The following is a 23717-nucleotide window of genomic DNA, read 5'->3' on the forward strand; positions in this document are numbered from 1 at the left end:
ACACAATTCACCTGCGCACACTGTCAAAGATCTTCTCGCTTGTCGCCGATTTCTCGGTGACGCCCCAAGACGTTTCGTCCTAGGTGAGCCGCCCATTCTACATCGCTTTTGGTGACCGTCAACACCCGTGAAGAAGAATTTTTCGTCGTCGGTTGTTGCGGAGACCTTCGCGAAAGGGCGTTTCGTCGAAGGGGGACGAATCATAGCGCTGTGGCGTACATCTGGGAAGGGCTTCGTGCATTTTTTCTGTCACGAAAGACGCAGGTGGCGGCGACACTACACTTCGCATGGCTTCCCTCCGCCTATGGATGAGTGCACCTGATGAGAAGAATGCTCACACCCCTGTTGCTCTTGCTGACCAGTTGCACCAACACGGCTCCCGCGAGCACGAGTCATGCAACGCCCGCCGTGAAGTTGCATGGGCAGCGCTTTTCGGTCGAATTCGCCACTGACGAGACCAGCCGCGTGCACGGCCTGATGATGCGCAGCGCGCTCGCCGCCGATCACGGCATGCTGTTTGTGTTTCCCGACACGGCCCCACGCGCATTCTGGATGAAGAACACGCTGATCCCGCTCGACATCCTGTATTTCGACGCGGATCGCCGACTGGTTTCAATGCAGCTGGATGTGCCGCCGTGCAAGGCTGATCCCTGCCCAACCTATCCAAGCAATGCAGCTGCCCGTTACGTACTGGAGCTCTCGGCCGGCACGGTGCAGCGCATCGGCGCAAGGGCGAACGATGAACTGAAGATCGACGGGGAGGTCGGAGCGGTGCGTTGAGCGACCGTTGCCGACCGATCCAGCAGGCCGACGCGATAGGGAATCAGATCCTCGGGACGCAGTCTCTCCAGTGCGTCCCAATCGTCTTCGAACGGAATGAATTGCTGCATGGGATGCTCCACGGCGTGACACACCAGATGATCGTGCGCAAGAGCATCAGAGCAGACGGCCCGGTCAATCCGGTGACGGGTTCGGGCCGTTTGCAGGCAGGGTGAGGCGTTCAGTCGATTTCGATCATCTCAAAATCGTCCTTGGTGGTGCCGCAATCCGGACAGGTCCAGGTATCGGGCACAGCTTCCCAGCGCGTGCCGGGAGCGATGCCTTCATCGGGCACGCCCACGGCTTCGTCATAGATATAGCCGCAGACGACGCACATCCATTTACGCAAGGCTGCGGTTTCGGTGGAGCTCTGGCTCATGGTCGGACTTCTTTGCTTACGGTTGAATGACGCATTCTCTCAACTCGTCCGACAATGCGAAAGCATGCCGACACCATCGGACGCCCTATCCACCCATTCGAGACCCGTACTTGAAACAATCCCTGCAACTGAGCGGCCACGGTCTGTACGTGATTACCGATGGGCCGCGCCCTGACCTGCTGGATGTCGTCGCGCAGGCGCTGGCCGGTGGTGCACGGCTCCTGCAGTACCGCGACAAGAGCGCCGATACAGCACGACGCCACGCGGAAGCCTTTGCACTCAGGCAATTGTGTACGACCCATGCGGTACCGCTGATCATCAACGACGACGTTGCCCTGGCACATGCCGTGGCGGCAGACGGTGTGCACCTGGGCAGGGACGACGACGATACCGCTGCGGCACGTGCCGTGCTGGGCGAAGGCGCGATCATCGGCGTGTCATGTTACGACTCACTGCCACGCGCGCAGACGGCAGCACGCGCCGGCGCGAGTTACATCGCCTTCGGTGCGTTTTTCGCCTCGCCCACCAAGCCGCTGGCGCCGCATGCCCCGCTCGACCTGCTGAGGCAAAGCGCCGCGCTGGGCGTGCCACGGGTGGCGATTGGCGGCATCACGCCTGACAATGCCGCTTCCCTGGTGAAAGCGGGCGCGGATTATCTCGCCGTGATTTCCGCGATCTTTGGCGCCGCCGACGTGCGCGCTGCAGCCCGACGCTTCACCGACCTTTATTCCCAAGATTGAGAATCTGACGATGAGCAACCACGAACTCTTCCAACGCGCGCAGAAACTGATGCCCGGCGGCGTGAACTCGCCGGTGCGCGCGTTCAAGTCGGTCGGCGGCGAACCGTTCTTCACCGCACGTGCCGATGGCGCCTATCTGTGGGACGTGGAAGGTACGCGCTATATCGACTATGTCGGCTCGTGGGGACCGATGATCGTCGGCCACAACCATCCGGCGGTGCGCGAAGCGGTCGAACGCGCAGTGAAGAACGGCCTTTCGTTCGGCACGCCCTGCGCGGCCGAAGTGACCATGGCCGAGACGATCACCAAGCTGATTCCGTCGATCGAGATGGTGCGCATGGTCAACTCCGGCACCGAGGCCACCATGTCGGCGATCCGGCTGGCGCGTGGCGCCACCGGTCGCGCGAAGATCGTGAAGTTCGAGGGCTGCTATCACGGCCACGGCGACAGCTTCCTGGTCAAGGCCGGCTCCGGCGCGCTGACGTTCGGCGTGCCGACTTCGCCGGGCGTGCCGAAGGCGAGTGCCGATCTCACGCTCACCCTGCCCTACAACGATCTCGATGCCGCGAAGGCGCTGTTCGCCGAGCAAGGCCATGAGATTGCGGGCCTGATCATCGAGCCGGTCGCCGGCAACATGAACTGCATCCTGCCGAAGGACGGTTATCTGCAAGGCCTGCGCGAGCTGTGCACGCAGCACGGCGCTCTGCTGATCTTCGATGAGGTGATGACCGGCTTCCGCGTCGCCCTCGGCGGCGCGCAGGCGCATTACGGCGTGACTCCCGACCTCACCACGTTCGGCAAGATCATCGGCGGCGGCATGCCGGTAGGTGCCTATGGTGGCCGTCGCGACCTGATGGAACAGATTGCACCGAGTGGCCCGATCTATCAGGCCGGCACGCTGAGCGGCAATCCGGTGGCGATGGCCGCGGGCTTGGCGATGCTTGAACTGATCCAGACGCCGAGCTTCCATGACCAACTCGCCGCGCGCACACGTCTGCTCGCCGACGGCATCCAATCGGTAGCCGATGGCGAAGGCGTCGCCTTCAGCACCAATCGCGTCGGCGGCATGTTCGGGCTGTTCTTCACCAACGAAAAGGTGGAGAGCTACACGCAGGCTATAGCGGCGGATACGGCGCTGTTCAACCGCTTCTTCCACGGCATGCTGAAGCGTGGCGTGTACCTTGCGCCGTCAGCCTTCGAGGCCGGCTTCATGTCCAGCGCGCACAGCGAGCAGGACATTGCCGATACGCTGGAAGCGGCACGCGGCGCCTTGCGCGAGGCGAAGGGCTGATCACCACTGACCGGTGTTGGGCATCGACGCCCACGGCTCCTGCGGCGGCAAGCGACCTTCCTGTAACAACTCGATCGAGATCAGATCGGGCGAACGCACGAAGGCCATGTGACCGTCACGCGGCGGCCGATGGATGATGCACCCCATCGCCTGCAGCCGTGCGCAGGTGGCGTAGATGTCGTCGACGCGAAATGCCAGATGGCCGAAGTTGCGTGCCGAGCCGTAATCCTCCTGCGCACCCCAGTTGTAGGTCAGCTCGATTTCCGCCTCGGGACTTTCCGCCGCGGCTAGAAACACTAGCGTGTACTTGCCTTCGGGGACTTCCTTGCGACGCACTTCACGCAGGCCCAGGCCCTCGCAGTAGAACTGCAGCGAAGTGTCGAGGTCACGCACACGTACCATGCTGTGCAGATATCTCATCGGAAATGCTCCTCCTCGACGTAGCGATCTTCAGGTTGCCACGAAATCGTTCAATGCCGTGTGCAGGCGTGCAAGTCCTTCGGCCAGCTCGTCATCGGTGATCGTCAGCGGCGGCACGAACCGCAATACATCCGGGCCGGCCTGCAGCAATAGCAGGCCATGCGCGGCGGCGTGATCGAGCACCGCACCTGCTTTGCCCTTGAATGCGTCGGCCAGCACCGCACCGATCATCAGGCCGCGCCCGCGCACCTCGCTGAACAGCTTCAGCTGATGGTTGATACGTGCCAGTCCCGCGCGCAGCTCATTCGCCTGACGCTCCACGTTCCTCAGCACAGTGGGCGACGCGAGCTTGGCCAGCGCGACGCGGGCGACGGCGGAAGCCATCGGGTTGCCGCCGAAGGTGGTGCCATGCGAGCCGTACTGCATCACCTCAGCCACCTTTGGCCCGGCCAGCATCGCACCGATCGGGAAACCGCAACCAAGTGCCTTGGCCAGCGTCACGATGTCCGGCACGATCCCGTCCTGTACATGCGCAAACAGCGTGCCGGTGCGGCCCATGCCACACTGGATCTCGTCCAGTACCAGCAGCGCATCGTGTTCATCGCACAGCTCGCGAACGCGCCTGAGAAACTCCGGCGCAGCTGGCAGTACACCGCCCTCACCTTGCACCGGCTCCAGCATTACCGCGGCGACGTCGCCCGCGGCGAACGCGGCCTCCAACGCAACGGCGTCGTTGAAATCGAGATAGCGGAACCCGCCTGGCAAAGGCTCGTACCCTTCCTGGTATTTCGGTTGCGCCGTGGCGGTGACCGTAGCCAGCGTGCGACCGTGGAACGAGCCACGGAACGTGATGATCACCCGCCGCTCCGGCGCACGGCCTTTCGACGCGGCCCACTTGCGCACCAGCTTGATCGCTGCTTCGTTCGCCTCTGCACCGGAGTTGCACAGGAACACTCGCTCGGCAAAGCCCGAAGCATTCACCAGTTCCTCGGCCAGCCGCAGCGGCGGCTCGGTATAGAACACGTTGCTGCTGTGCCACAGCTTGTGCGCCTGCGCGCTCAGCGCGGCGAGCAGATCCGGGTCCTGATGACCCAGCGCATTCACCGCGATGCCGGCGCCGAAGTCGACGTAGTCACGCCCCTGCGTATCCCACACCCGCGCGCCCTTGCCGTGATCCAGCACCACCTCGCGTGGTCTGTACACCGGCAACCAGTAACGCTTGCCGAGATCCATCAGGATGGGTGCGGACGGGACCTGCGTATGCATGACATGCTCCGGGCATGGCCGCCGGGGCGATGCCGTCAAAGTGGGTGAGGGTGCCGCGCATCCTAGCCCAGCGAAATCCCGCAACACCAGTCATCCGCTGATCGCGACGCCAGAGCTCGACGGAATCGGACGGCTCCTGCCGTTCCGTGCAATCCGACACTCCACGCAACAAGCCTGGCGGTGACCCGTTCACCCGGGGCGCACACGATCCCGGTAACCATGCAGAACTGGGCATGGCGCCCCGAGTGCGGGATTGCCGGATGAACTTCAGGGTGCTGTGCACATCCCGAGTCGCTGGAGCCAGACAGCTATCAAGCTGCCGTCGCTGGCCGCCCCATGAACTGGCCATTTCCGCGCAACTCGCCCAAGGCCACCTTGTGCTTCTTGCACAGGCGGTAGACAGTTACCCGCGACACCTTGAGACGGCGCGCGCATTCACTGATGTTGAAATGGCTTTCACGCAGGCAGGTCAGCACGGCCTCGCGCTCGGCCGCCACGCGCGAAAAACCAAGACTGGAGCGATCCGCAGGCAGTTGCAAGTCCTGCAGATCCAGATCAGCTGCGCTGATGAGCGAACTCTCGGTCATCACCGCCGCCCGTTGCACTCGATTGATCAGCTCGCGCACGTTGCCAGGCCACGCGAACCCGCGAAGCGCCTGTCGTGCGTCATTGCTGAACACACGGGCGCGACCACCGTGCTGCTCATGGAACACGTCGAGAAAGTGCTGGGCAAGTACGTCGATATCGTCCTTGCGTTCGCGCAATGCCGGCACACGCAGGCGCAGCACGTTGAGTCGGTAATACAGATCCTCGCGGAAGGAACCCTGCGCCACGGCCTTGTCGAGATCCACATGCGTCGCGGCCAACACGCGCACGTCCAGCCTGATCAGTTGACTGGAGCCGACCCGCTCAAGCGTCCCCTCCTGCAACAGGCGCAAGAGGCTGGTCTGTGCATCCTGCGGCAGATCGCCGACCTCATCGAGGAACACCATGCCTCCGCTGGCGGCTTCGAAATGACCGATACGTCGCGCATTGGCGCCGGTAAAAGCACCGCGCTCATGCCCGAACAATTCGGACTGCACCAGATTCGGGGGAAGCGCCCCGCAGTTGATTGCCACGAAGGGCAGTTCGCGGCGTGCCGACAACCGGTGCAGCGCACGGGCAAGAACTTCCTTGCCGGTACCGGTCTCGCCCGTGATCAGCACCGGCAGATCCACCGACGCGAATTTTTGCAGGCTGGCCACGACGGTGCGCATCGCGTGGCTATGCACGCCGATGACCCCGGGAATGTTCACTTCAACCGCCTCAACCGCCGCCGACGGGGAGCCTGCAAACTTCATCAGCGTGTCGATCAGGCGTTGCATGTCAACCGGGACCGTAAAAAACTCGGCGCTGGCCTGAAGAATGCGCTCCACTGCCGTCGAGCGTGCTGCTGGTTCCGGAGAAACCAACGCCAGCCACGGCAGCCATGGATGCGTGGCCATCACTTGCGCCATCGACTGCACCGCATCGATACCGCCTTGGCGCAGGTCGGCCATCGCCACGACGATATCGTCATGCCGCGTGCCGATGCCATCCTGCAGCTGCGCGTCAGCCACGCGCGTATGCCAACCCGCCTGCGCCAGGAGTGCACGTTCCTCATTCCCCGAATGACCGAACCAGACTACACAGCGTCTGGGCGTTTCTTTGCTAGTCATGGAGATGCCCCTTAGCCCTTCCGGGGTGACTGACTGCAGTTCGGATGAAATATCGGGACGTCCCTACGTCCCGTCACCTTCGCACTCGCCGTCAGATATCGCCGCGAGGTGATGTTTTCCGAGTTATATACTCCGTCTGAAAAGCAAGTTCATGACAAAAGGGCACATTTCTGCCGGAATGACCACTTCCATACGATGTATGACTTGCGCACGAATTGACAGGCGATCAGCCATGCCCGCCCGAAATACCGCGAGATTTTACGACCCTCAGCCCAGGAAAAGATCCGGCAACAGCGAGGCACCCGGCTGCACTGCGTATGCATCGAAATCACGGATTCCCGTGTCGCGCAGAACATCCTCGTCGATGGCGAAGTGGCCGGTATAACCATGTGCCGGGCGAGTCAGGATGGCGTGAGCTGCGTCGGCGACAATTTCCGGCTTGCGGCAATGCTCAGGTTTCACGCCATCGATCATGCCGATCGCCGCGGTGGCGATCACCGTGCGCGGCCACAAGGCATTCACTGCGATGCCGAGCGGGGCGAATTCCGCACTCATGCCAAGTACGCACAGGCTCATGCCGTACTTGGCGATCGTGTAGGCCGTGTGCGGTGCAAACCACTTCGGATCGAGGTTCAGTGGCGGCGACAACATCAACACATGCGGATTGGCCGCCTGCTTCAGATACGGCAGGCAGCTCCGGGTGACCAGAAAGGTACCGCGGGTGTTGACCTGATGCATCAGGTCGTAGCGCTTCATTGGCGTATCGGCGGTGCCGGCCAGCCAGATCGCGCTGGCGTTGTTGACCACGACGTCGATGCCGCCGAAATGTTCGGCGGCCTGCGCCGCCGCGGCGCGCACCTGCTCCTCTTCACGAATGTCCACCTGCAAGGCCAGCGCCTTGCCACCAGCCTCCTTCACCGCTGCCGCGGCAGTATGGATGGTGCCGGGAAGCTTCGGATTCGGCACGCCACTTTTGGCTGCGATCACCACATTCGCGCCATCGCGCGCAGCGCGCAGCGCGATCGCCAGTCCGATGCCGCGCGAGGCACCGGTGATGAACAAGGTCTTGCCAGCCAGGGTGGTCATGCACATCGACTCCATCAGGAAATATCAGTTGAAACCGGATCAGCTTGACGGTTGCCGGCTCACGGCTTCTGGAAGCGCGGCAGGATGTCACGCAATTCCGCCAGGCGCAGTATCGGATCACTCAACTCAAGCATATGTTGCTGTTCGTGCACATCCAGCGGCAGCAGCTCGGCCAGGCGCAGACCCAACCAGCTGGCATCGTCGTAGGCGCTGCGCGGGGCATGTCGCCAGTGCGGCGCCATGGTTTCGATCAGCCGCTCGAGAATGCTCTGCAGCAACGCAAACTCCACCGGCACCGGCAGCTCCGGTTCAACCGGCCAGACCTCCGCATCGCCGCGCAGCAGGCCATCGGTGCGCACCCGTGTGCGGGCAACCCGGAAGCGCGAGCCGCCCTCGACCACGATGCCCAGCAGGCCGTCCTCGCCACGATGAAAATCGCTGATGCGAGCAATCGTGCCGATCGCTGCCGGAATCGCGGGCTCGCCGGCCTCTCGCCCTTCGAGAATCAGGCATACGCCGAAACCGGTGCCATGGCGCGTGCACTCGCGCACCAGGTCGAGATAGCGTGGCTCGAAGATGCGCAGCTGCAGCCGGCCACCGGGGAACAGCACGGAGGTCAGCGGGAACAAGGGCATTTCGATAAGTGGCGACTGGGCAGCCATAGGGCGAGTGTAGCCAGTGCCATGGAACCGGTCAGCGACCTCGCCAGCAACAACCAGCTCAGATCTGGCGCAGGCGCTCGACGAAACGCCGCGGCGCCGCCTCGAACCCGCCATTGGACATGAAGATCACCTGGTCACCCGGAGATGCCTGGGCGTGCAACGCCTCGATCAGCGCATCCACCGTCGGCGCAGTACGACCACGGCCAGCCAGCGCCGCGGTGACATGGCCCGCATCCCATGGCAACTCGGGACGATGAAGGAACACCACGCTGTCGGCATCAGCCAGCGAGGGCGCCAGTGCCTCGGCATGCGCGCCCTGCCGCATCGAGTTGGAACGCGGCTCCAGCGCCACCAGGATGCGCGCGTTGCCGACCTTCGCGCGCAGTCCGGCCAGCGTGGTGGCGATCGCGGTCGGGTGATGGGCGAAATCGTCGTACACACGCACGCCATTCACCTCGCCGACCAGTTCCATGCGCCGCTTGACGCTCTCGAAACTGGCGAACGCGGGCAGCAGGACGCGCGGATCGGCGCCGGCAGCAGTTGCCGCGGCCAGCGCGGCCAGCGCATTCATCACGCTGTGGTTGCCGAGTAGCGACCAGCGCACCTCGCCGATCAGCTCGCCATGGCGCTGCACGGTGAACACCGAACCATCCCCCTCGACCAGCGTGGCCTGCCAGTCGCCGCTACCGATGCCGAAGGTCTCCACCGGTGTCCAGCAGCCCATCGCCAGCACTTCGACCAGATGCGCATCCGCCGCGTTCACGATCAGGCGGCCATTGCCCGGCACCGTGCGCACCAGATGGTGGAACTGGCGCTGGATCGCCGCCACATCCGGGAAGATGTCGGCGTGATCGTATTCGAGGTTGTTGAGGATCGCGATGCGCGGCCGGTAGTGCACGAACTTCGAGCGCTTGTCGAAGAACGCGGTGTCGTATTCGTCCGCCTCGATCACGAACGGCTTGCCCTGCCCCAGCCGGGCCGACACGCCGAAATTGCCCGGTACACCGCCGACCAGGAAGCCCGGTGCGAGTCCAGCTTCCTGGAGCAGATGCGCCAGCAGACTGGTGGTAGTGGTCTTGCCGTGAGTGCCGGCCACCGCCAGCACTTCGCGGCCGGCCAGCAATGTCTCACCCAGCCATTGCGGGCCGGAGATGTAGGGCAACTGGGCGTCGAGCATGTATTCGACCGCGGGATTGCCGCGCGTCATCGCATTGCCGACTACCACCAGATCAGGCTGGCCGTGATCAGGTCCGGCCTGCAGATGTTCGGCGGCATAGCCACTCATCAACGTGATGCCAAGTGCTTCGAGTTGGGTGCTCATCGGCGGATAGACGTTGGCGTCGGAGCCTTCGACCGCATGGCCCAGCTCGCGTGCCAGCGCAGCGACACCACCCATGAAGGTGCCGCAGATGCCGAGGATATGCATGCGCATGCCGGAGAGGATTCCTTGAAAGCCTCTCCCCTATCGGCAAGGGAGAGGCATGGGCTCAGCCGTTGGCTGCTGCCGATTCTTGCTGCAGGGCGCGCTTGACCCGCGCGGTGACTTCGCTCAGTTCACCGACACCGTCGACCACCTGCAGCTTGCCGCGCTTCGCGTAGAAGTCGGCCACTGGCGCGGTCTGCTCGGCGTAGATCGCCAAACGCTTGCGCACGGTGTCCGGATTGTCGTCGACACGACCTTCCGCCTTGAAGCGGATCTCGGTGCGGGCAATGATCGCCTCGTTCGGCACATCGAGCTTCACTACGGCATCCAGCGGCTGACCGAGCTTGGCCAGCAGGTGATCGAGCGCATCAGCCTGAACCAGATTGCGCGGGTAACCGTCGAGGATGAAACCGGCCCGGGCATCGTCCTGGGCCAGACGCTCTTCCAGCATGCCGAGGAGGATGTCATCGGAGACCAGCTGACCGGCATCCATCACCGCCTTGGCCTTGAGTCCCATCGCGGTACCCGCCGCAACGGCGGCGCGCAACATGTCACCGGTCGAGATATGCGGCACACCCAGTTCGATCTTCAGCCGGGCGGCCTGCGTACCTTTGCCCGAGCCGGGCGCACCAAGTAGGACGAGTCGCATAATGCTCCACAAGTTTGGCCGGCTGCCGCACACTGCAGCAGCCCGCCAGATTCCGAGAATTGGCTGTCAAATTAGCCGCTGCACCCGGTGCCGTCAAACGGAAGGCGCCGTCTTCGGCAGCCAAATGCTTGTTGCCGCAAAAGATTGTCGTTGACTGCCCGCTTCGTGCCGCCACCTGATCGAGGATCCCCATGAGTCCGAACCGTCGCCGCCCGCCCGCCATCGTCGGCAACCTGCTGTACGCCCAGTCCGGTGGCGTCACTGCTGTCATCAACGCCACGGCTGCCGGCGTGATCGAGGCTGCCCGCGCCAAAGGTATGAAGGTGTACGCAGCACGCAACGGCATTCTCGGCGCACTGCGCGAGGAGTTGATCGACACCTCGAAAGAGTCCGCCGCCGCCATCGCCGCGCTGCGCCATACGCCGGGTGGCGCCTTCGGCAGCTGCCGCTACAAGCTGAAGTCGCTGGAGGACAACCGCGCCGAATATGCGCGGCTGATCGATGTGTTCCGTGCCCACGACATCCGCTGGTTCCTCTACAACGGCGGCAACGACTCGGCCGATACCGCGCTGAAGATCTCGCAGCTCGGCAAGGCGATGGGCTACGACATCCGCTGCATCGGCGTGCCGAAGACGGTGGACAACGACCTGGCCGTCACCGACTGCTGCCCGGGCTTCGGCTCGGTGGCGAAATACACCGCGATCTCCACGCTGGAGGCGAGCCTCGACGTCGCCTCGATGGCCGAGACCTCGACCAAGGTGTTCATCCTCGAAGTCATGGGGCGCCATGCCGGCTGGATCGCCGCTGCTGCTGGACTCGCCGGTGAAGGTGCGGACGCGGCACCGCACATCATCCTGTTCCCTGAGAACGTGTTCGATGAAAAAGCGTTCCTGGCGAAGGTGAAGGCCACCGTCGAGCGCGTGGGCTGGTGCACCGTGGTCGCCTCCGAAGGCGTGCGCAATGCGGCCGGACAGTTCCTCGCAGAAGCCGGTACACGCGATGCCTTCGGTCACGCGCAGCTCGGCGGTGTGGCGCCAGTGCTGGCTGCCCTGGTGAAGGAGAAGCTCGGTTACAAATACCACTGGGCGTTGCCCGATTACCTGCAGCGCTCCGCGCGGCATGCCGCGTCCAAGGTCGACGCCGAGCAGGCCTTCGCCGTCGGCAAGGCCGCGGTCGAGTACGCGCTGGCCGGGATGAATGCGGTGATGCCGGTGATCGTGCGCAACAGCGACGCACCGTATCGCTGGAAGGTCGAACCGGCAGCGCTGGCGAAGATCGCCAACCGCGAAAAGAAGATGCCGAAGAACTTCATCAGCCGCGACGGTTTCGGTATCACTGCCGTCGCACGCCGTTATCTGGCACCGCTGATCCAGGGTGAGGCGCCCCTGCCCTACGGCAAGGATGGCCTGCCGCGTTATGTGCAGTTGAAGAACACCGCGGTGGCGAAAAAGCTGCCTGTCTTTCAGCGCTGAAGCGCAAATCCGTGCGGTGCATCCCGATCAGCTGAGCCCAGCCTGAAGCCATCATGGGCCAGCTGCCCCTTGTTCAGACGCATGTTTTTACGATTCCTCCAGCCCGAGTCGATCACCGCACCGTTGCGGTCACGACCTCCACGGAGGAATCCATGATGAAACTCATCAACCACCTGCTCGTTGCCACTGCCCTGCTCGCGACCACCAGCGTGGTGCTGGCTGCCCCAGATCGCGACAATCATGGACGCCATGATCGTGACCACCACGGACATAACCGCGGCCACGACGACCACCGGCACGGCGATGACCATGGCCGCTACGGCTACCACGATGGCGGGCCTCGCAATTATGGTCGTCCGCACTGGCAGCGTGGCCATCGCTACGATGGCCCGACCTATGTCGTGCGCGACTACGGCCATTACCGCCTGCGTCAGCCACCGCGCGGTTACCACTGGGTGCGCGCGAACAACGACTTCCTGCTGGTCGCCGTCGCCACCGGCATCATCCTGGACGTCGCGCTGCATTGATCCAGCATCGACACACATGATCCAAGGCCATGCCATGCGCATGGCCTTTTTCTTTTCAAAATGATGGCATCCCTGCGCGCTGCGCCGCACAACAGCCTGTGCAACAAGGTCTGCCTATACTCCATGAGACCGCCTGTTTCGGCGGCCGCTTACAACCCATGGGGAGGCTCAGATGTTGCAGCAGTATGGCTGGATCGTTCTGGCGTGTGCGGTAGTGGCGATTTTGTATGGCGCGATTTCCGCGCGCTGGATCCTGGCGCAATCGCCGGGCAACGATCGGATGCAGGAGATTGCGGCAGCCATCCAGGAAGGCGCACGCGCTTACCTCAACCGCCAGTACACCACCATCGGGGTGGTCGGTGTGGTGCTGCTGCTCCTGATCGGCTTCTTTCTCAATTGGCCGACGGCGATCGGCTTTCTATTCGGCGCGATTCTTTCCGGCGCTGCCGGCTACATCGGCATGAATGTATCCGTGCGCGCCAACGTGCGCACGGCCGAAGCTGCACGGCGCGGCTTGGGACCGGCGATGGATGTGGCATTCCGCGGCGGTGCGATCACCGGCATGCTGGTGGTCGGTCTGGCCCTGCTGGGCGTTACCGGTTACTGGCTGGTGCTCAACCACCTGGGCATCAGCGGTGAGCCTGCCCTGCATGCACTGGTGGGACTGGCCTTCGGCAGCTCGCTGATCTCGATCTTCGCGCGCCTCGGTGGCGGCATCTTCACCAAGGGTGCCGATGTCGGCGCCGACCTGGTTGGCAAGGTCGAAGCCGGCATTCCCGAGGATGATCCGCGCAACCCGGCGGTGATCGCCGACAACGTCGGTGACAACGTGGGCGACTGTGCCGGCATGGCGGCCGATCTGTTCGAGACCTATGCGGTGACCGTGATCGCCACGATGCTGCTGGCCGGTCTGACCTTTGCCAACAATCTCAACGCGGTGCTGTACCCGCTGGTGCTGGGTGCCGTATCGATCATCGCCTCGATCATCGCGACCTTCTTCGTCAAGGTGAAGGCAGGCGGCTCGATCATGGGCGCGCTGTACAAGGGCGTGATCGTGTCGGCCGTGCTCTCCGCCGTGGCGTTCTGGTTCGTCACCGGCAACCTGCTGCCGGACGGCCTGACCACCGGCGACGGTCTGGTGATCTCCAATCACGCGCTGTTCCATTGCTCGCTGATCGGGCTGGTGCTGACCGGCCTGATCGTGTGGATCACCGAGTTCTACACCGGCACGCAGTACAGCCCGGTGCAGCACATCGCCGCGGCGTCGACCACCGGCCACGGCACCAACATCATCGCGGGCCTCGGCATCTCGATGAAATCCACCGCGCTGCCGGTGATCGTGATCTGCGCGGCGATCTGGAGCGCCTATGCACTCGGCGGCCTGTACGGCATCGCCATCGCCGCCACCGCGATGCTGTCGATGGCCGGCATGATCGTTGCGCTCGACGCCTATGGCCCGATCACCGACAACGCCGGCGGCATTGCCGAAATGTCCGACCTGCCGCCGGAAGTGCGTGGTGTCACCGATCCGTTGGACGCAGTCGGCAACACCACCAAGGCGGTCACCAAGGGCTATGCGATCGGCTCGGCCGCACTGGCTGCACTGGTACTGTTCGCCGACTACACGCACAACCTCGAAACGCATTTCGGCAGCGCCACCACATTCGACCTGTCGAACCATTACGTGATCATCGGCCTGCTGATCGGCGGCCTGATCCCGTACCTGTTCGGTGCGATGGCGATGGAAGCGGTCGGCCGTGCGGCTGGTGCCGTCGTCGAGGAAGTGCGCCGCCAGTTCCGCGATATCCCCGGCATCATGGAAGGCACCGGCAAGCCGCAGTACGACAAGGCGGTGGACATGTTGACCAAGTCCGCCATCAAGGAAATGATCGTGCCGTCGCTGTTGCCGGTGCTGGTGCCGGTGGTGGTCGCGTTCGGCTTCAAGTGGCTCGCCGGCTCATCCGTCGCCGGCGCGCAGGCGCTCGGCGGCGTGCTGATCGGCACCATCGTCACCGGCCTGTTCGTGGCGATCTCGATGACCACCGGTGGCGGTGCGTGGGACAACGCCAAGAAGTACATCGAGGATGGCCACCACGGCGGCAAGGGTTCCGAGGCGCACAAGGCCGCGGTCACCGGCGACACCGTCGGCGATCCGTACAAGGACACCGCCGGGCCGGCAGTAAACCCGCTGATCAAGATCATCAACATCGTGGCGCTGCTGCTGATTCCGCTGCTGTAAGCCACGCGTTCCGTGACAGCGAAAGTCCCGCTTCGGCGGGACTTTCCGTTTCAAGCAAGGGCAGCTCAGTTCACCCTGACTTTAGTCACAGGCGCCCGCATGATCATGCGGCTACGCTCGATCGGTCGCGGGCCACGCCCGTCACATCCATCCGCACACGAGGGGTACACGATGAAATCGGTCTGGCTGATGCTGGCACTCGGCGTCACACTGACGGGCATGAGCAACAGCCATGCGCAGAATGACAAACCCGCCAAGACACCCACGGATACCAAGGTGACCGATGATCCCTACCTGTGGCTGGAGGACATCCGCGGCACCCGTTCGATGGACTGGGTAAAGAAAGAGAACGCAGTGACGACGAAGCAGTTCGTCGACAATGCCGAATTCACCAAGACCCGTGACAGCATCCTCGAAGTGCTCGACTCGGACGCGCGGATTCCCGACGTGGGTCGCATGGGCGATTACCTCTACAACTTCTGGCGCGACAAGGCGCATCCGCGTGGCATCTGGCGGCGCACCACGCTGGCCGAGTATCGCAAGGCCGAGCCGAAGTGGGACGTCGTGCTGGATATCGACGCACTGAACAAGGCCGAGGACAAGCGCTGGGTGTTCAAGGGCGTGCAATGCCTGAAGCCGAACTACGCACGCTGTCTGATATCGCTGTCGCCGGATGGCGGTGATGCGGTCACCGTGCGCGAATTCGACATACCCAGCAAATCCTTCGTCAAGGACGGCTTCGAGCTGCCGGTGGCGAAGACCGAGGCCAGCTGGATCGATGAGAACACGATCTACGTCGGCACCGACTTCGGTCCCGGCACGATGACGGAATCGAGCTACCCGCGCATCGTCAAGGAATGGAAGCGCGGCACACCGCTGACGGCAGCCGCCACGGTGTATGCCGGCAAGCCGACCGACCTCGCCATTGGCGCGTCGCACGATCGCACGCCAGGCTACGAACGCGACTTCGTTTCCGTCGCCAAGGACTTCTTCCACAGCGAGTTGTACCAGCGCATCGGCGACAAGCTGATCCGCGTCGACGTACCGACCGATGCCAGCGCCGACGCCCATCGTGAATGGCTGCTGGTGCAGACGCGCTCGCCATGGACGATCGGCGGAAACACCTATCCGTCCGGCGCGTTGCTGGCGACGAAGTTCGATGACTTCATGGCCGGCAAGCCGCATTTCACCGTACTGTTCAAGCCCGATGCGCATACCTCGCTGGCCTCGGGCACATGGACCCGGCACCACCTGATCCTCGACGTGCTGGACGACGTCAAGAGCCGCCTGGAAGTGCTGACACCACCGGAAAAGGGTGCGGCTGACTGGAAGCGCGAAACCATGGCCGGCGCACCGGCAATGAGTACGGTCAGCGTGGTCGACACGGATCCTGACAACAGCGACGAATACTGGCTCGGCGTTGCCGGCTTCCTCACCCCGGCATCACTGCAGCGTGGCGTGCTCGGCAGTGTGCCGGCCGAGACGATCAAGCAGGAGCCGGCGTTCTTCGATGCCTCGAAATTCGAGGTCAGCCAGCACTTCGTCAACTCGAAGGACGGCACCCGCGTGCCCTATTTCGAGATCGCGCCGAAGGACATGAAGCTGGATGGCTCCAATCGCACCCTGCTGTACGGCTACGGCGGCTTCGAGGTTTCGCTGCAACCGTTCTACAGCGGCAGTGTCGGCCGTGCATGGCTGGATCGCGGCGGCGTCTATGTCGTTGCCAATATCCGTGGTGGCGGCGAATACGGTCCGCAATGGCACCAGGCCGCATTGAAGGCGAACCGTCCGCGCGCCTACGAGGACTTTGCTGCCGTTGCCGAAGATCTGGTCAAGCGCGGGGTGACTTCCGCGAAACATCTCGGCGCCGAAGGTGGCAGCAACGGCGGCCTGCTGATGGGCAACATGCTGACCATGTATCCGCAGCTGTTCGGCGCGATCGCCTGCGAAGTGCCGCTGCTCGACATGAAGCGATATACCCACCTGTCCGCCGGTGCCTCGTGGATGGCCGAATACGGCAATCCGGATACCGCCGACTGGAACTTCATCAAGACCTTCTCGCCGTACCAGAACCTGCACAAGGGCACGCACTACCCGCCGGTGCTGTTCTACACCACCACCAGCGACGACCGCGTCGGTCCGGTACAGGCACGCAAGATGGCGGCGAAGATGCAGGCGATGGGCATTCCGAACGTGTGGTTCTACGAGAACCTCGAGGGTGGCCACGGCGCGGGTGCCGACAACAAGCAGGCCGCCCTGATGCATGCGCTGGCCTACGACTTCCTGTGGGATCAGCTGAAGTAAGCTCTTCGATGACTTCGTGCCAGGCGACGCGCACCTTGTCGCGTCGCCTGGTGCCCAGCCGGTTTCATCGAAGATTGCGCATCCGGTAAGATTTCCGCGTCATTCCTCACCTGCGCCACCATGCACCTACGCACCGCCATCCGACCCGAACTGCGCGACTGGATTCTTTCCACGACACGTGCCGGACACAGTGTTGCAGACGTGCTCAAGCTCATGAAGGAGAACGGCTACACCGTGCCGGAAAGCCGGCGGATCGTCGCCGAGGTGCTGAAGTTGCCGCTGGCCGCCCTGAACGCAACGACCGTCAAGGCGACGATACAAGGCATGCGAACCAGGCATCCCGAAGCACCCATGGTCAAGGTTGATGACCATGCCATCCATGTCACGGTCAGCATGGATGCACCGGCGCTGCGCGTACTGGAAGGCCTTCTGACCGAACAGGAATGTGCCGAGCTGATCGAATTGGCCAGGCCGCGATTGCAGCGCGCCCTTGTCGTCGACCCCAGCGGCAAGTTCCAGGAGGACCAGCGACGCACCAGCGCGGGCATGTTCTTCAATCTCCACGAACTGCCGCTGATCCGCCAGATCGAGCAACGCCTGGCGACATTGCTCGATATCCCGGTGAATCACGGCGAAGCGCTGCAGATCCTGCATTACCTGCCCGGCCAGGAATACGAGCCGCATTTCGACTGGTTCGATCCGACCCTGCCGAGCTTCGACTCCTGCACGCAGTTCGGCGGCCAACGCATCGCCAGCGTGGTGATGTACCTGAACACGCCCGAGCAAGGCGGCGGCACAGCCTTCCCCGAGGTTGGCGTAACCGTTACCGCACGTCGCGGCTCAGCGGTCTATTTCGCTTATGAAGGCGGCGAACGCAATTCGCTGCACGCTGGCCTGCCGGTGATCCGTGGCGAAAAATGGATCGCGACCAAATGGTTGCGCGAGCGGCCTTATCTGAACCAGAAGTAGGTCGTTCCGACTGTCTGGTGCCCGGACGATAGCCTCATCCGCCCCATGACACCCGGAGATGCTGCTGTGCAGCAGCCTTTGGCGTATCCTATTCGATCAACTTTCCATCAGTGCAAGGACATCCCATGGGTCTGCATCTCGTGCCCGCCGGCCGCAACGTGCCGGACGAAATCAACGTCATCATCGAAATCCCCAAGGATGCCGAGCCGGTCAAGTACGAGGTGGAGAAGGAAAGCGGCGCGATCTTCGTCGACCGCATCCTGTCCACGCCGATGCGCTACCCGTGCAACTACGGCTATGTGCCGGGCACGCTGGGCGGCGACGGCGATCCGCTGGACGCGCTGGTGATCCTGCCGCTATCACTGATCCCGGGCTCGGTGATCCGCTGCCATCCGGTCGGCATGCTGAAGATGACCGACGAGGCCGGCAGCGACGAGAAGCTGATCGTGATCCCGTCGCCCAAGGTCTTCCCGGGCTACGCGCACATCAACGACATGACGGGTGTCTCGCCGCACTGGCTGGAGCGTATCGGCCACTTCTTCGAGCACTACAAGGATCTGGAGAAGGGCAAATGGGTCAAGGTGGACGGTTGGGTCGGTGCCGACGAGGCAAAAGCCGAAATCACCGCCGGCATCGCCCGCTACAAGGCAAGCCACGCGTAAGGCCGCGCGATCGACGGCGCGTCACCCCCGTGGGTGGCGCGCCGTTTCTGTGTGTGCAGGCAGCATCGTGCGCTCCCAAGGCGGATCCTCGCCCAATCGTTCGGCCAGGAAATCGACGAACGCACGTACCCGCGGTGGCACCAGCCGGCGCTGCGGCATCACTGCATGGATGCCGGTGGTGGCGATCGGATAGTCCGGCAGCACCACCTGCAACTGACCTGCACGCAATTCCTCGTGCACATGCCAGATCGAGTGCACGGCGATGCCGAGCCCGGCCACCACGGCATCGCGCAGCAATTCGCCGAGATTGCTTTCGAAGCGGCCAGCCACCCGCTGCGTAATTTCGCCGCCGCTGCCATCACCGAAGCGCCATACATCCTGCCGTCCGTGGCTGCCGACCAGCAGCAGACAATCGTGCGCCACAAGATCGGCCGGCGTCCGCGGATGGCCACGCTGCTGCAGATACGCCGGCGAGGCGCACAGCACGCGACGATTGGTGGCCAGCTTGCGCGCGACCAGGCCGGAATCGTCCAGCGCGCCCACGCGGATGCCAAGATCGAAACCGGAACCGACCAGATCCAGCATCTGGTCGTTGAGGTTGACGCTGAGCTTCACCCGCGGATGCAGGTCGAGGAATTCCGGCAGCAGCGGTGAAACGTACTGACGACCGAACGAGGCCGACATGGTGACCCGCAAAGTGCCCGTGATATCCGTCGCGCTCTGGCGCAGACCGTCAGTCAACGCTTCCAGATCCTCCACCAGAACCCGGCCGCGTTCGGCCAGCGCCGCCCCTTCCGGGGTCGGGTGCAGCTGGCGCGTGGTCCGATGCAGCAGGCGCACACCGAGGTCGCGCTCCAGCCGTTTCAGGCGCTGACTGGCCACCGCCACCGACAGGTCCAGACTGCGCGCAGCCGCGCTGATCGAGCCCAGGTCGAGTACGCGCAGAAACAGACTGAGGTCACCGACGCGATCCATGATTATCAATCATTTATTGAAAATGATTAGTCATGCTGCCGGTTTTTCAAAAGGATGTCACGACCTAGTCTGTTGCATCGCAATATTCCGGACACCTCGTCATGGCCATCCCCGCCACCAAACCGCGCACGCCGCTGGCGCTTTACGCACTGACGGTCGGTGCGTTCGGCATCGGCACCACCGAATTCGTGATCATGGGCCTGTTGCTGCAGGTCGCCGCCGACCTGCACGTCAGCATCGCCGCCGCCGGCCTGCTGATCTCCGGCTATGCGCTGGGCGTGTTCGTCGGCGCACCGCTGCTGACCGTGGCGACCAGCCGGATGCCGCGCAAGGCGGTGCTGGTGGCACTGATGGCGATCTTCACCCTGGGCAACCTCGCCTGTGCGCTGGCGCCGAATTACCCGCTGCTGATGCTCGCACGGGTGATCACCTCGCTGGCGCACGGCACCTTCTTCGGTGTCGGTGCGGTAGTAGCCACCGGCCTGGTTCCTGCCGACCGCAGGGCCTCGGCGATCTCGATCATGTTCACCGGCCTCACCGTGGCGACCCTGCTCGGTGTGCCGGCTGGCGCCTGGCTGGGCCTGCACTTCGGCTGGCGCGCCACGTTCTGGGCGGTGAGCGCGATCGGTGTGATCGCCACGCTCGTGATCGCCACCCTGGTGCCGGCCGGTCACGGCGACAGCATGCCGATTGCGGTGCGCGAGGAATTGAAGGCGATCGCCCGCCCGCCGGTGCTGCTTGGCCTGCTGATGACGGTGCTGGGTTTCGCCGGCGTGTTCACCGTCTACACCTACATCCAGCCGATTCTCACCCAGGTCAGCGGCTTCGGCGAAAGCGCGGTATCGCCGATCCTGCTGGTGTTCGGCGTCGGCATGATCGCCGGCAACCTGCTCGGCGGCCGCCTCGCCGATCGCCGATTGATGCCGGCGTTACTGCTGACGTTGGCGACACTGGCGGTGGTACTGGGCGTGATGAGTTTTGTCCTGCACAGCCAGATGCTGACGGTGATCTTCGTGGGCCTGCTTGGCGTGGCCGCGTTCGCCACCGTGCCGCCGCTACAGCTATGGGTGCTGCACAAGGCCGAAGGCGCGCAAAGCCTGGCATCCAGCCTCAACATCGGCGCCTTCAATCTCGGCAACGCGCTGGGTGCGTGGCTCGGTGGCGTGGTGATCATGCACGGCCCCGGCCTCGGCGCCGTGACCTGGGTAGCGGCGCTGGTGACTGTGTCCGGCCTGACGGTCGCGCTGTGCAGCCTGCGTCTCGAACGCACGCGCCAGCCGCTGCTGACGGCGGCCTGCCCGCAGGCGTAGCGCCTCACTCATTCACCACTCATTGCAACGGAACACGTTCATGGACTATCGCTATCTCGGCAACTCCGGCTTCAAGGTACCGGCGCTCGGCTTCGGTGCCGGCACGTTCGGCGGCAAGGGACCCTTGTTCAGTGCATGGGGTAACACCGATACCGAGGAAGCGAAGCGACTGATCGATATCTGCCTCGAGGCCGGCGTGAATCTGTTCGATACCGCGGACGTCTATTCGGATGGCGCGTCGGAGTCGATCCTCGGTGCGGCACTGAAGGGTCGGCGCGAGCAGACGATCATCTCGACCAAGCTCACCCTGCGCGCGGGCGATGGCCCGAACGATGCCGGCGCATCACGCCATCATCTGATCAGCGGTGTGGAGCGTGCGCTCAAGCGGCTCGGCACCGACTACATCGATCTTCTGCAACTGCATCACTTCGATGCGATGACGCCGGTGGAACAGGTGATGTCGACGCTGGACGACCTGGTGCGCGCGGGCAAGGTACGTTACCTCGGCGCGTCGAACTTCTCCGGCTGGCAGTTGATGAAATCGCAGGCCGCGGCCGACCGGCACGGTTACTCACGCTTCGTCGCCAACCAGACCTATTACTCGCTGATCGGTCGCGATTACGAATGGGAGCTGATGCCGCTCGGCCTCGATCAGGGCGTCGGCGCAGTGGTGTGGAGTCCGCTCGGCTGGGGTCGCCTCACCGGCAAGATCCGCCACGGCCAGCCGCTGCCGGATGGCAGCCGCCTGCATGACACTGCCAGCTTCGCGCCGCCGGTGGATGAGGAACGGCTGTATCGCGTGGTCGATGCACTCGACGCGATCGCCGCGGAGACTGGCAAGAGTGTACCGCAGATCGCGCTGAACTGGCTGCTGCAGCGACCGACCGTATCGACCGTGCTGATCGGTGCGCGCAACGAGCAACAACTGCGCCAGAACCTCGATGCGGTCGGCTGGAATCTCAGCCGCGAACAGGTTACGCAACTCGATGCCGCCAGTGCCATCACGCCGCCTTATCCTTACTACCCGTATTGGAATGGGCAGTTCGCCGAGCGCAATCCGCCGGCCGTCTGAATCGTCCCATCTGCATGCCATGCATTACGCCGGAGTCCCCATGAAAGCCGTCGCCCTCACCCGTTATCTGCCGATTGACGATCCGGACTCCCTGGTCGATGTCGAATTGCCCAAGCCGGTGGCCGGTGCGCACGATCTGCTGGTGCGCATCGCCGCAGTCTCGGTGAATCCGGTCGATACCAAGATCCGTTCGCCGAAACCGCAGGTCGAGGCGCAGCCGAAAGTGCTCGGCTATGACGCGGCCGGCACGGTCGAGGCGGTCGGCACTGACGTCACCGGCTTCAAGCCGGGCGACCGCGTGTACTACGCAGGCGATGTCACCCGCCCCGGCAGCGATGCCGAGTTCCAATTGGTGGATGCGCGCCTGGTCGGCCATGCGCCACAGTCGCTGGACCTGGCCGACGCGGCGGCGCTGCCGCTGACGGCGATCACTGCATGGGAACTGCTGTTCCAGCGCATGCCTTTCGACAGCGAGCACGGTGGCGAAGGCAAGTCACTGCTGGTCATCGGTGGTGCCGGTGGTGTCGGTTCGATCGCGATCCAGCTGGCGCGTCGCGCCGGCTTCACGGTGATTGCCACGGCCTCGCGTCCCGAGACCATCGCGTGGTGCCGCGCGATGGGCGCGCAGCATGTGATCAATCATCGTGAGCCGTTGGCGCCGCAACTGGCCGCGTTGGGTTTCACGCAGATTGATGCAGCGATCAATCTCGCCGACACCTCCCGTTACTGGGAACCGCTGGGCGAGTTGCTGGCGCCGCAAGGCCATGTTGGCCTGATCGTGGAGCCCAGCGGCGCGCTTAAGATTGGCGACCCGTACAAGGCCAAGTGCATCGGCATCCACTGGGAAATGATGTTCGCCCGCCCGCGCTTCAAGACGGCAGATCAGGCCGAGCAGGGACGCATTCTCGAGCGCATCGCGGTATTGATCGATGCCGGCGAACTGCGCGGCACGCGTACCGAAACGCTGTCACCGATCAACGCCACGAATCTGCGCGAGGCACATCGCCGACTGGAATCAGGCACGACGATCGGCAAGCTGGCTTTGGCCGGTTGGTGATCACTGTCGAATGATGGCTGGCACGCAGACGCGCGCCAGCCGCACCGATTCGATCAACCGCGTTTGGTCGCCGGCTTCTTGTCCGGCGCCGGCTTGGCCGGCTCGCCTTTCTTGCCCAGCTGTTCCAGCAAGGTGTTCATGTCTTCGGCGTGCTCCTCTTCCATCGCGAGGATGCCTTCCAGCATCCGCCGGGTGGTCGGATCATCGGTACCGATGTAGCTGATGATCTCGCGATAGCTGTCGATCGCGATGCGCTCGGCGACCAGGTTCTCCTTGATCATGTCGACCAGATCGTCGCCCTCGACGTAGTCGGAATGACTGCGGCTGAGCAGACCTTCCGGCGACAGGTTCGGCTTGCCATCGAGCTGGGTGATGCGCTCGGCGATCAGGTCGGCGTGGCCCTGCTCCTCGTTCGCATGCTCCAGGAACTCGGCCTTGACGCTTTGCGAGTTGATCCCCGATGCCATGTAGTAGTGGTACTTGTAGCGCAGCACACAGACCAGCTCGGTCGCCAGCGCATGGTTGAGCAACTTGACCACGGTGGCGCGGTCGGCGCTGTAGCCCGCGGTCATCGCGCCTTTATCGATGTCCTTGCGGGCACGCTTGCGGATGTTCTCGATATCGCTGACGAACGGCTTGCTCTTGGCCATGGCTTGCTCCGGCGAACGTGGGAAGGGACAACGGCGTGCGTTTACGCC

Annotated in this window: 22 protein-coding genes; 12 read left to right on the top strand and 10 right to left on the bottom strand. The window is 63.7% G+C overall.

Going from position 1 to position 23717, the window contains the following annotated elements:
* The first annotated feature begins 342 nt into the window (after positions 1–342).
* Positions 343–780, top strand: a complete 438-nt coding sequence (locus B0E50_RS04590) for a DUF192 domain-containing protein (RefSeq protein ID WP_077440273.1) — start codon at positions 343–345, stop codon at positions 778–780.
* A 220-nt stretch (positions 781–1000) separates the two neighbouring features.
* Here B0E50_RS04590 and B0E50_RS04600 read toward each other — a convergent pair whose 3' ends face one another.
* Entirely contained in the window at positions 1001–1198 is a 198-nt protein-coding gene (locus tag B0E50_RS04600) for a rubredoxin (protein ID WP_077440020.1), read from the bottom strand.
* Between the two features lie 143 nt (positions 1199–1341).
* Here B0E50_RS04600 and thiE point away from each other — a divergent pair, with 143 nt between their 5' ends.
* Complete coding sequence (thiE, locus tag B0E50_RS04605; protein WP_256364086.1) at positions 1342–1938, top strand: thiamine phosphate synthase; 597 nt, start codon at positions 1342–1344, stop codon at positions 1936–1938.
* Between the two features lie 10 nt (positions 1939–1948).
* A complete protein-coding gene (hemL, locus tag B0E50_RS04610) occupies positions 1949–3229 on the top strand; it encodes a glutamate-1-semialdehyde 2,1-aminomutase (protein ID WP_077440022.1) in 1281 nt (426 codons plus the stop codon).
* On the opposite strand, the gene B0E50_RS04615 is transcribed toward hemL, so the two are convergent.
* From B0E50_RS04615 to B0E50_RS04645, 7 genes are all read right to left on the bottom strand, one after another.
* Entirely contained in the window at positions 3230–3649 is a 420-nt protein-coding gene (locus tag B0E50_RS04615) for a VOC family protein (RefSeq protein WP_077440023.1), read from the bottom strand. It abuts the gene before it with no gap.
* Between the two features lie 30 nt (positions 3650–3679).
* Positions 3680–4915, bottom strand: coding sequence for an acetylornithine transaminase (locus B0E50_RS04620; RefSeq protein ID WP_077440024.1), 1236 nt, complete (start codon positions 4913–4915; stop codon positions 3680–3682).
* Between the two features lie 311 nt (positions 4916–5226).
* On the bottom strand, positions 5227–6612 hold the full coding sequence (locus B0E50_RS04625; protein WP_077440025.1) for a sigma-54 dependent transcriptional regulator: 1386 nt from the start codon (positions 6610–6612) through the stop codon (positions 5227–5229).
* 267 nt (positions 6613–6879) lie between these two features.
* Positions 6880–7698: an NAD(P)-dependent oxidoreductase gene (locus tag B0E50_RS04630; protein WP_077440026.1), complete on the bottom strand. Its 819-nt coding sequence runs from the start codon at positions 7696–7698 to the stop codon at positions 6880–6882.
* A 59-nt stretch (positions 7699–7757) separates the two neighbouring features.
* The gene (locus B0E50_RS04635; RefSeq protein WP_077440027.1) at positions 7758–8360 is read right to left on the bottom strand and encodes an LON peptidase substrate-binding domain-containing protein; all 603 of its coding nucleotides are present in this window, start codon (positions 8358–8360) and stop codon (positions 7758–7760) included.
* Positions 8361–8418: 58 nt separating this feature from the next.
* Complete coding sequence (mpl, locus tag B0E50_RS04640; protein ID WP_077440028.1) at positions 8419–9792, bottom strand: UDP-N-acetylmuramate:L-alanyl-gamma-D-glutamyl-meso-diaminopimelate ligase; 1374 nt, start codon at positions 9790–9792, stop codon at positions 8419–8421.
* Between the two features lie 55 nt (positions 9793–9847).
* Positions 9848–10432 (bottom strand): adenylate kinase, encoded by a 585-nt coding sequence (locus B0E50_RS04645; RefSeq protein ID WP_077440029.1) that lies wholly within the window; start codon positions 10430–10432, stop codon positions 9848–9850.
* Between the two features lie 191 nt (positions 10433–10623).
* Between B0E50_RS04645 and B0E50_RS04650 the strand changes: the two genes are divergently transcribed.
* From B0E50_RS04650 to ppa, 6 genes are all read left to right on the top strand, one after another.
* On the top strand, positions 10624–11904 hold the full coding sequence (locus B0E50_RS04650) for a 6-phosphofructokinase (protein ID WP_077440030.1): 1281 nt from the start codon (positions 10624–10626) through the stop codon (positions 11902–11904).
* 155 nt (positions 11905–12059) lie between these two features.
* A complete protein-coding gene (locus B0E50_RS04655) occupies positions 12060–12431 on the top strand; it encodes an RcnB family protein (RefSeq protein ID WP_077440031.1) in 372 nt (123 codons plus the stop codon).
* Positions 12432–12603: 172 nt separating this feature from the next.
* Positions 12604–14670, top strand: coding sequence for a sodium-translocating pyrophosphatase (locus tag B0E50_RS04660; RefSeq protein WP_077440032.1), 2067 nt, complete (start codon positions 12604–12606; stop codon positions 14668–14670).
* 219 nt (positions 14671–14889) lie between these two features.
* A complete protein-coding gene (locus tag B0E50_RS04665; RefSeq protein ID WP_254427192.1) occupies positions 14890–16974 on the top strand; it encodes a prolyl oligopeptidase family serine peptidase in 2085 nt (694 codons plus the stop codon).
* A gap of 120 nt (positions 16975–17094) precedes the next feature.
* Entirely contained in the window at positions 17095–17943 is an 849-nt protein-coding gene (locus tag B0E50_RS04670; protein WP_077440034.1) for a 2OG-Fe(II) oxygenase, read from the top strand.
* Positions 17944–18068: 125 nt separating this feature from the next.
* Positions 18069–18605: an inorganic diphosphatase gene (gene ppa, locus B0E50_RS04675; RefSeq protein WP_077440035.1), complete on the top strand. Its 537-nt coding sequence runs from the start codon at positions 18069–18071 to the stop codon at positions 18603–18605.
* Between the two features lie 21 nt (positions 18606–18626).
* Here ppa and B0E50_RS04680 read toward each other — a convergent pair whose 3' ends face one another.
* Complete coding sequence (locus tag B0E50_RS04680) at positions 18627–19580, bottom strand: LysR family transcriptional regulator (protein ID WP_077440036.1); 954 nt, start codon at positions 19578–19580, stop codon at positions 18627–18629.
* A 101-nt stretch (positions 19581–19681) separates the two neighbouring features.
* Here B0E50_RS04680 and B0E50_RS04685 point away from each other — a divergent pair, with 101 nt between their 5' ends.
* Genes B0E50_RS04685 through B0E50_RS04695 form a run of 3 tightly spaced genes read left to right on the top strand, consistent with a single transcriptional unit; the run spans position 19682 to position 23019 of the window.
* The gene (locus tag B0E50_RS04685) at positions 19682–20890 is read left to right on the top strand and encodes an MFS transporter (protein WP_077440037.1); all 1209 of its coding nucleotides are present in this window, start codon (positions 19682–19684) and stop codon (positions 20888–20890) included.
* Between the two features lie 40 nt (positions 20891–20930).
* Positions 20931–21962, top strand: a complete 1032-nt coding sequence (locus tag B0E50_RS04690) for an aldo/keto reductase (RefSeq protein WP_077440038.1) — start codon at positions 20931–20933, stop codon at positions 21960–21962.
* A 40-nt stretch (positions 21963–22002) separates the two neighbouring features.
* Complete coding sequence (locus tag B0E50_RS04695) at positions 22003–23019, top strand: zinc-binding alcohol dehydrogenase family protein (RefSeq protein WP_077440039.1); 1017 nt, start codon at positions 22003–22005, stop codon at positions 23017–23019.
* A gap of 53 nt (positions 23020–23072) precedes the next feature.
* Here the strand turns inward: B0E50_RS04695 and B0E50_RS04700 are convergent, their stop codons facing one another.
* Entirely contained in the window at positions 23073–23669 is a 597-nt protein-coding gene (locus tag B0E50_RS04700; RefSeq protein WP_077440040.1) for a DUF892 family protein, read from the bottom strand.
* Between the last annotated feature and the right edge of the window lie 48 nt (positions 23670–23717).

The organism is Rhodanobacter sp. C01, assembly GCF_002001045.1.
Lineage (GTDB): Bacteria > Pseudomonadota > Gammaproteobacteria > Xanthomonadales > Rhodanobacteraceae > Rhodanobacter.

Coding starts and splice junctions, on each gene's coding strand:
- B0E50_RS04600 (WP_077440020.1), bottom strand. CDS start 1,198: ATGAGCCAGAGCTCCACCGAAACCGCAGCCTTGCGTAAATGGATGTGC.
- hemL (WP_077440022.1), top strand. CDS start 1,949: ATGAGCAACCACGAACTCTTCCAACGCGCGCAGAAACTGATGCCCGGC.
- B0E50_RS04615 (WP_077440023.1), bottom strand. CDS start 3,649: ATGAGATATCTGCACAGCATGGTACGTGTGCGTGACCTCGACACTTCG.
- B0E50_RS04620 (WP_077440024.1), bottom strand. CDS start 4,915: ATGCATACGCAGGTCCCGTCCGCACCCATCCTGATGGATCTCGGCAAG.
- B0E50_RS04625 (WP_077440025.1), bottom strand. CDS start 6,612: ATGACTAGCAAAGAAACGCCCAGACGCTGTGTAGTCTGGTTCGGTCAT.
- B0E50_RS04630 (WP_077440026.1), bottom strand. CDS start 7,698: ATGACCACCCTGGCTGGCAAGACCTTGTTCATCACCGGTGCCTCGCGC.
- B0E50_RS04635 (WP_077440027.1), bottom strand. CDS start 8,360: ATGGCTGCCCAGTCGCCACTTATCGAAATGCCCTTGTTCCCGCTGACC.
- mpl (WP_077440028.1), bottom strand. CDS start 9,792: ATGCGCATGCATATCCTCGGCATCTGCGGCACCTTCATGGGTGGTGTC.
- B0E50_RS04645 (WP_077440029.1), bottom strand. CDS start 10,432: ATGCGACTCGTCCTACTTGGTGCGCCCGGCTCGGGCAAAGGTACGCAG.
- B0E50_RS04650 (WP_077440030.1), top strand. CDS start 10,624: ATGAGTCCGAACCGTCGCCGCCCGCCCGCCATCGTCGGCAACCTGCTG.
- B0E50_RS04655 (WP_077440031.1), top strand. CDS start 12,060: ATGAAACTCATCAACCACCTGCTCGTTGCCACTGCCCTGCTCGCGACC.
- B0E50_RS04660 (WP_077440032.1), top strand. CDS start 12,604: ATGTTGCAGCAGTATGGCTGGATCGTTCTGGCGTGTGCGGTAGTGGCG.
- B0E50_RS04665 (WP_254427192.1), top strand. CDS start 14,890: ATGAGCAACAGCCATGCGCAGAATGACAAACCCGCCAAGACACCCACG.
- B0E50_RS04670 (WP_077440034.1), top strand. CDS start 17,095: ATGCACCTACGCACCGCCATCCGACCCGAACTGCGCGACTGGATTCTT.
- ppa (WP_077440035.1), top strand. CDS start 18,069: ATGGGTCTGCATCTCGTGCCCGCCGGCCGCAACGTGCCGGACGAAATC.
- B0E50_RS04680 (WP_077440036.1), bottom strand. CDS start 19,580: ATGGATCGCGTCGGTGACCTCAGTCTGTTTCTGCGCGTACTCGACCTG.
- B0E50_RS04685 (WP_077440037.1), top strand. CDS start 19,682: ATGGCCATCCCCGCCACCAAACCGCGCACGCCGCTGGCGCTTTACGCA.
- B0E50_RS04690 (WP_077440038.1), top strand. CDS start 20,931: ATGGACTATCGCTATCTCGGCAACTCCGGCTTCAAGGTACCGGCGCTC.
- B0E50_RS04695 (WP_077440039.1), top strand. CDS start 22,003: ATGAAAGCCGTCGCCCTCACCCGTTATCTGCCGATTGACGATCCGGAC.
- B0E50_RS04700 (WP_077440040.1), bottom strand. CDS start 23,669: ATGGCCAAGAGCAAGCCGTTCGTCAGCGATATCGAGAACATCCGCAAG.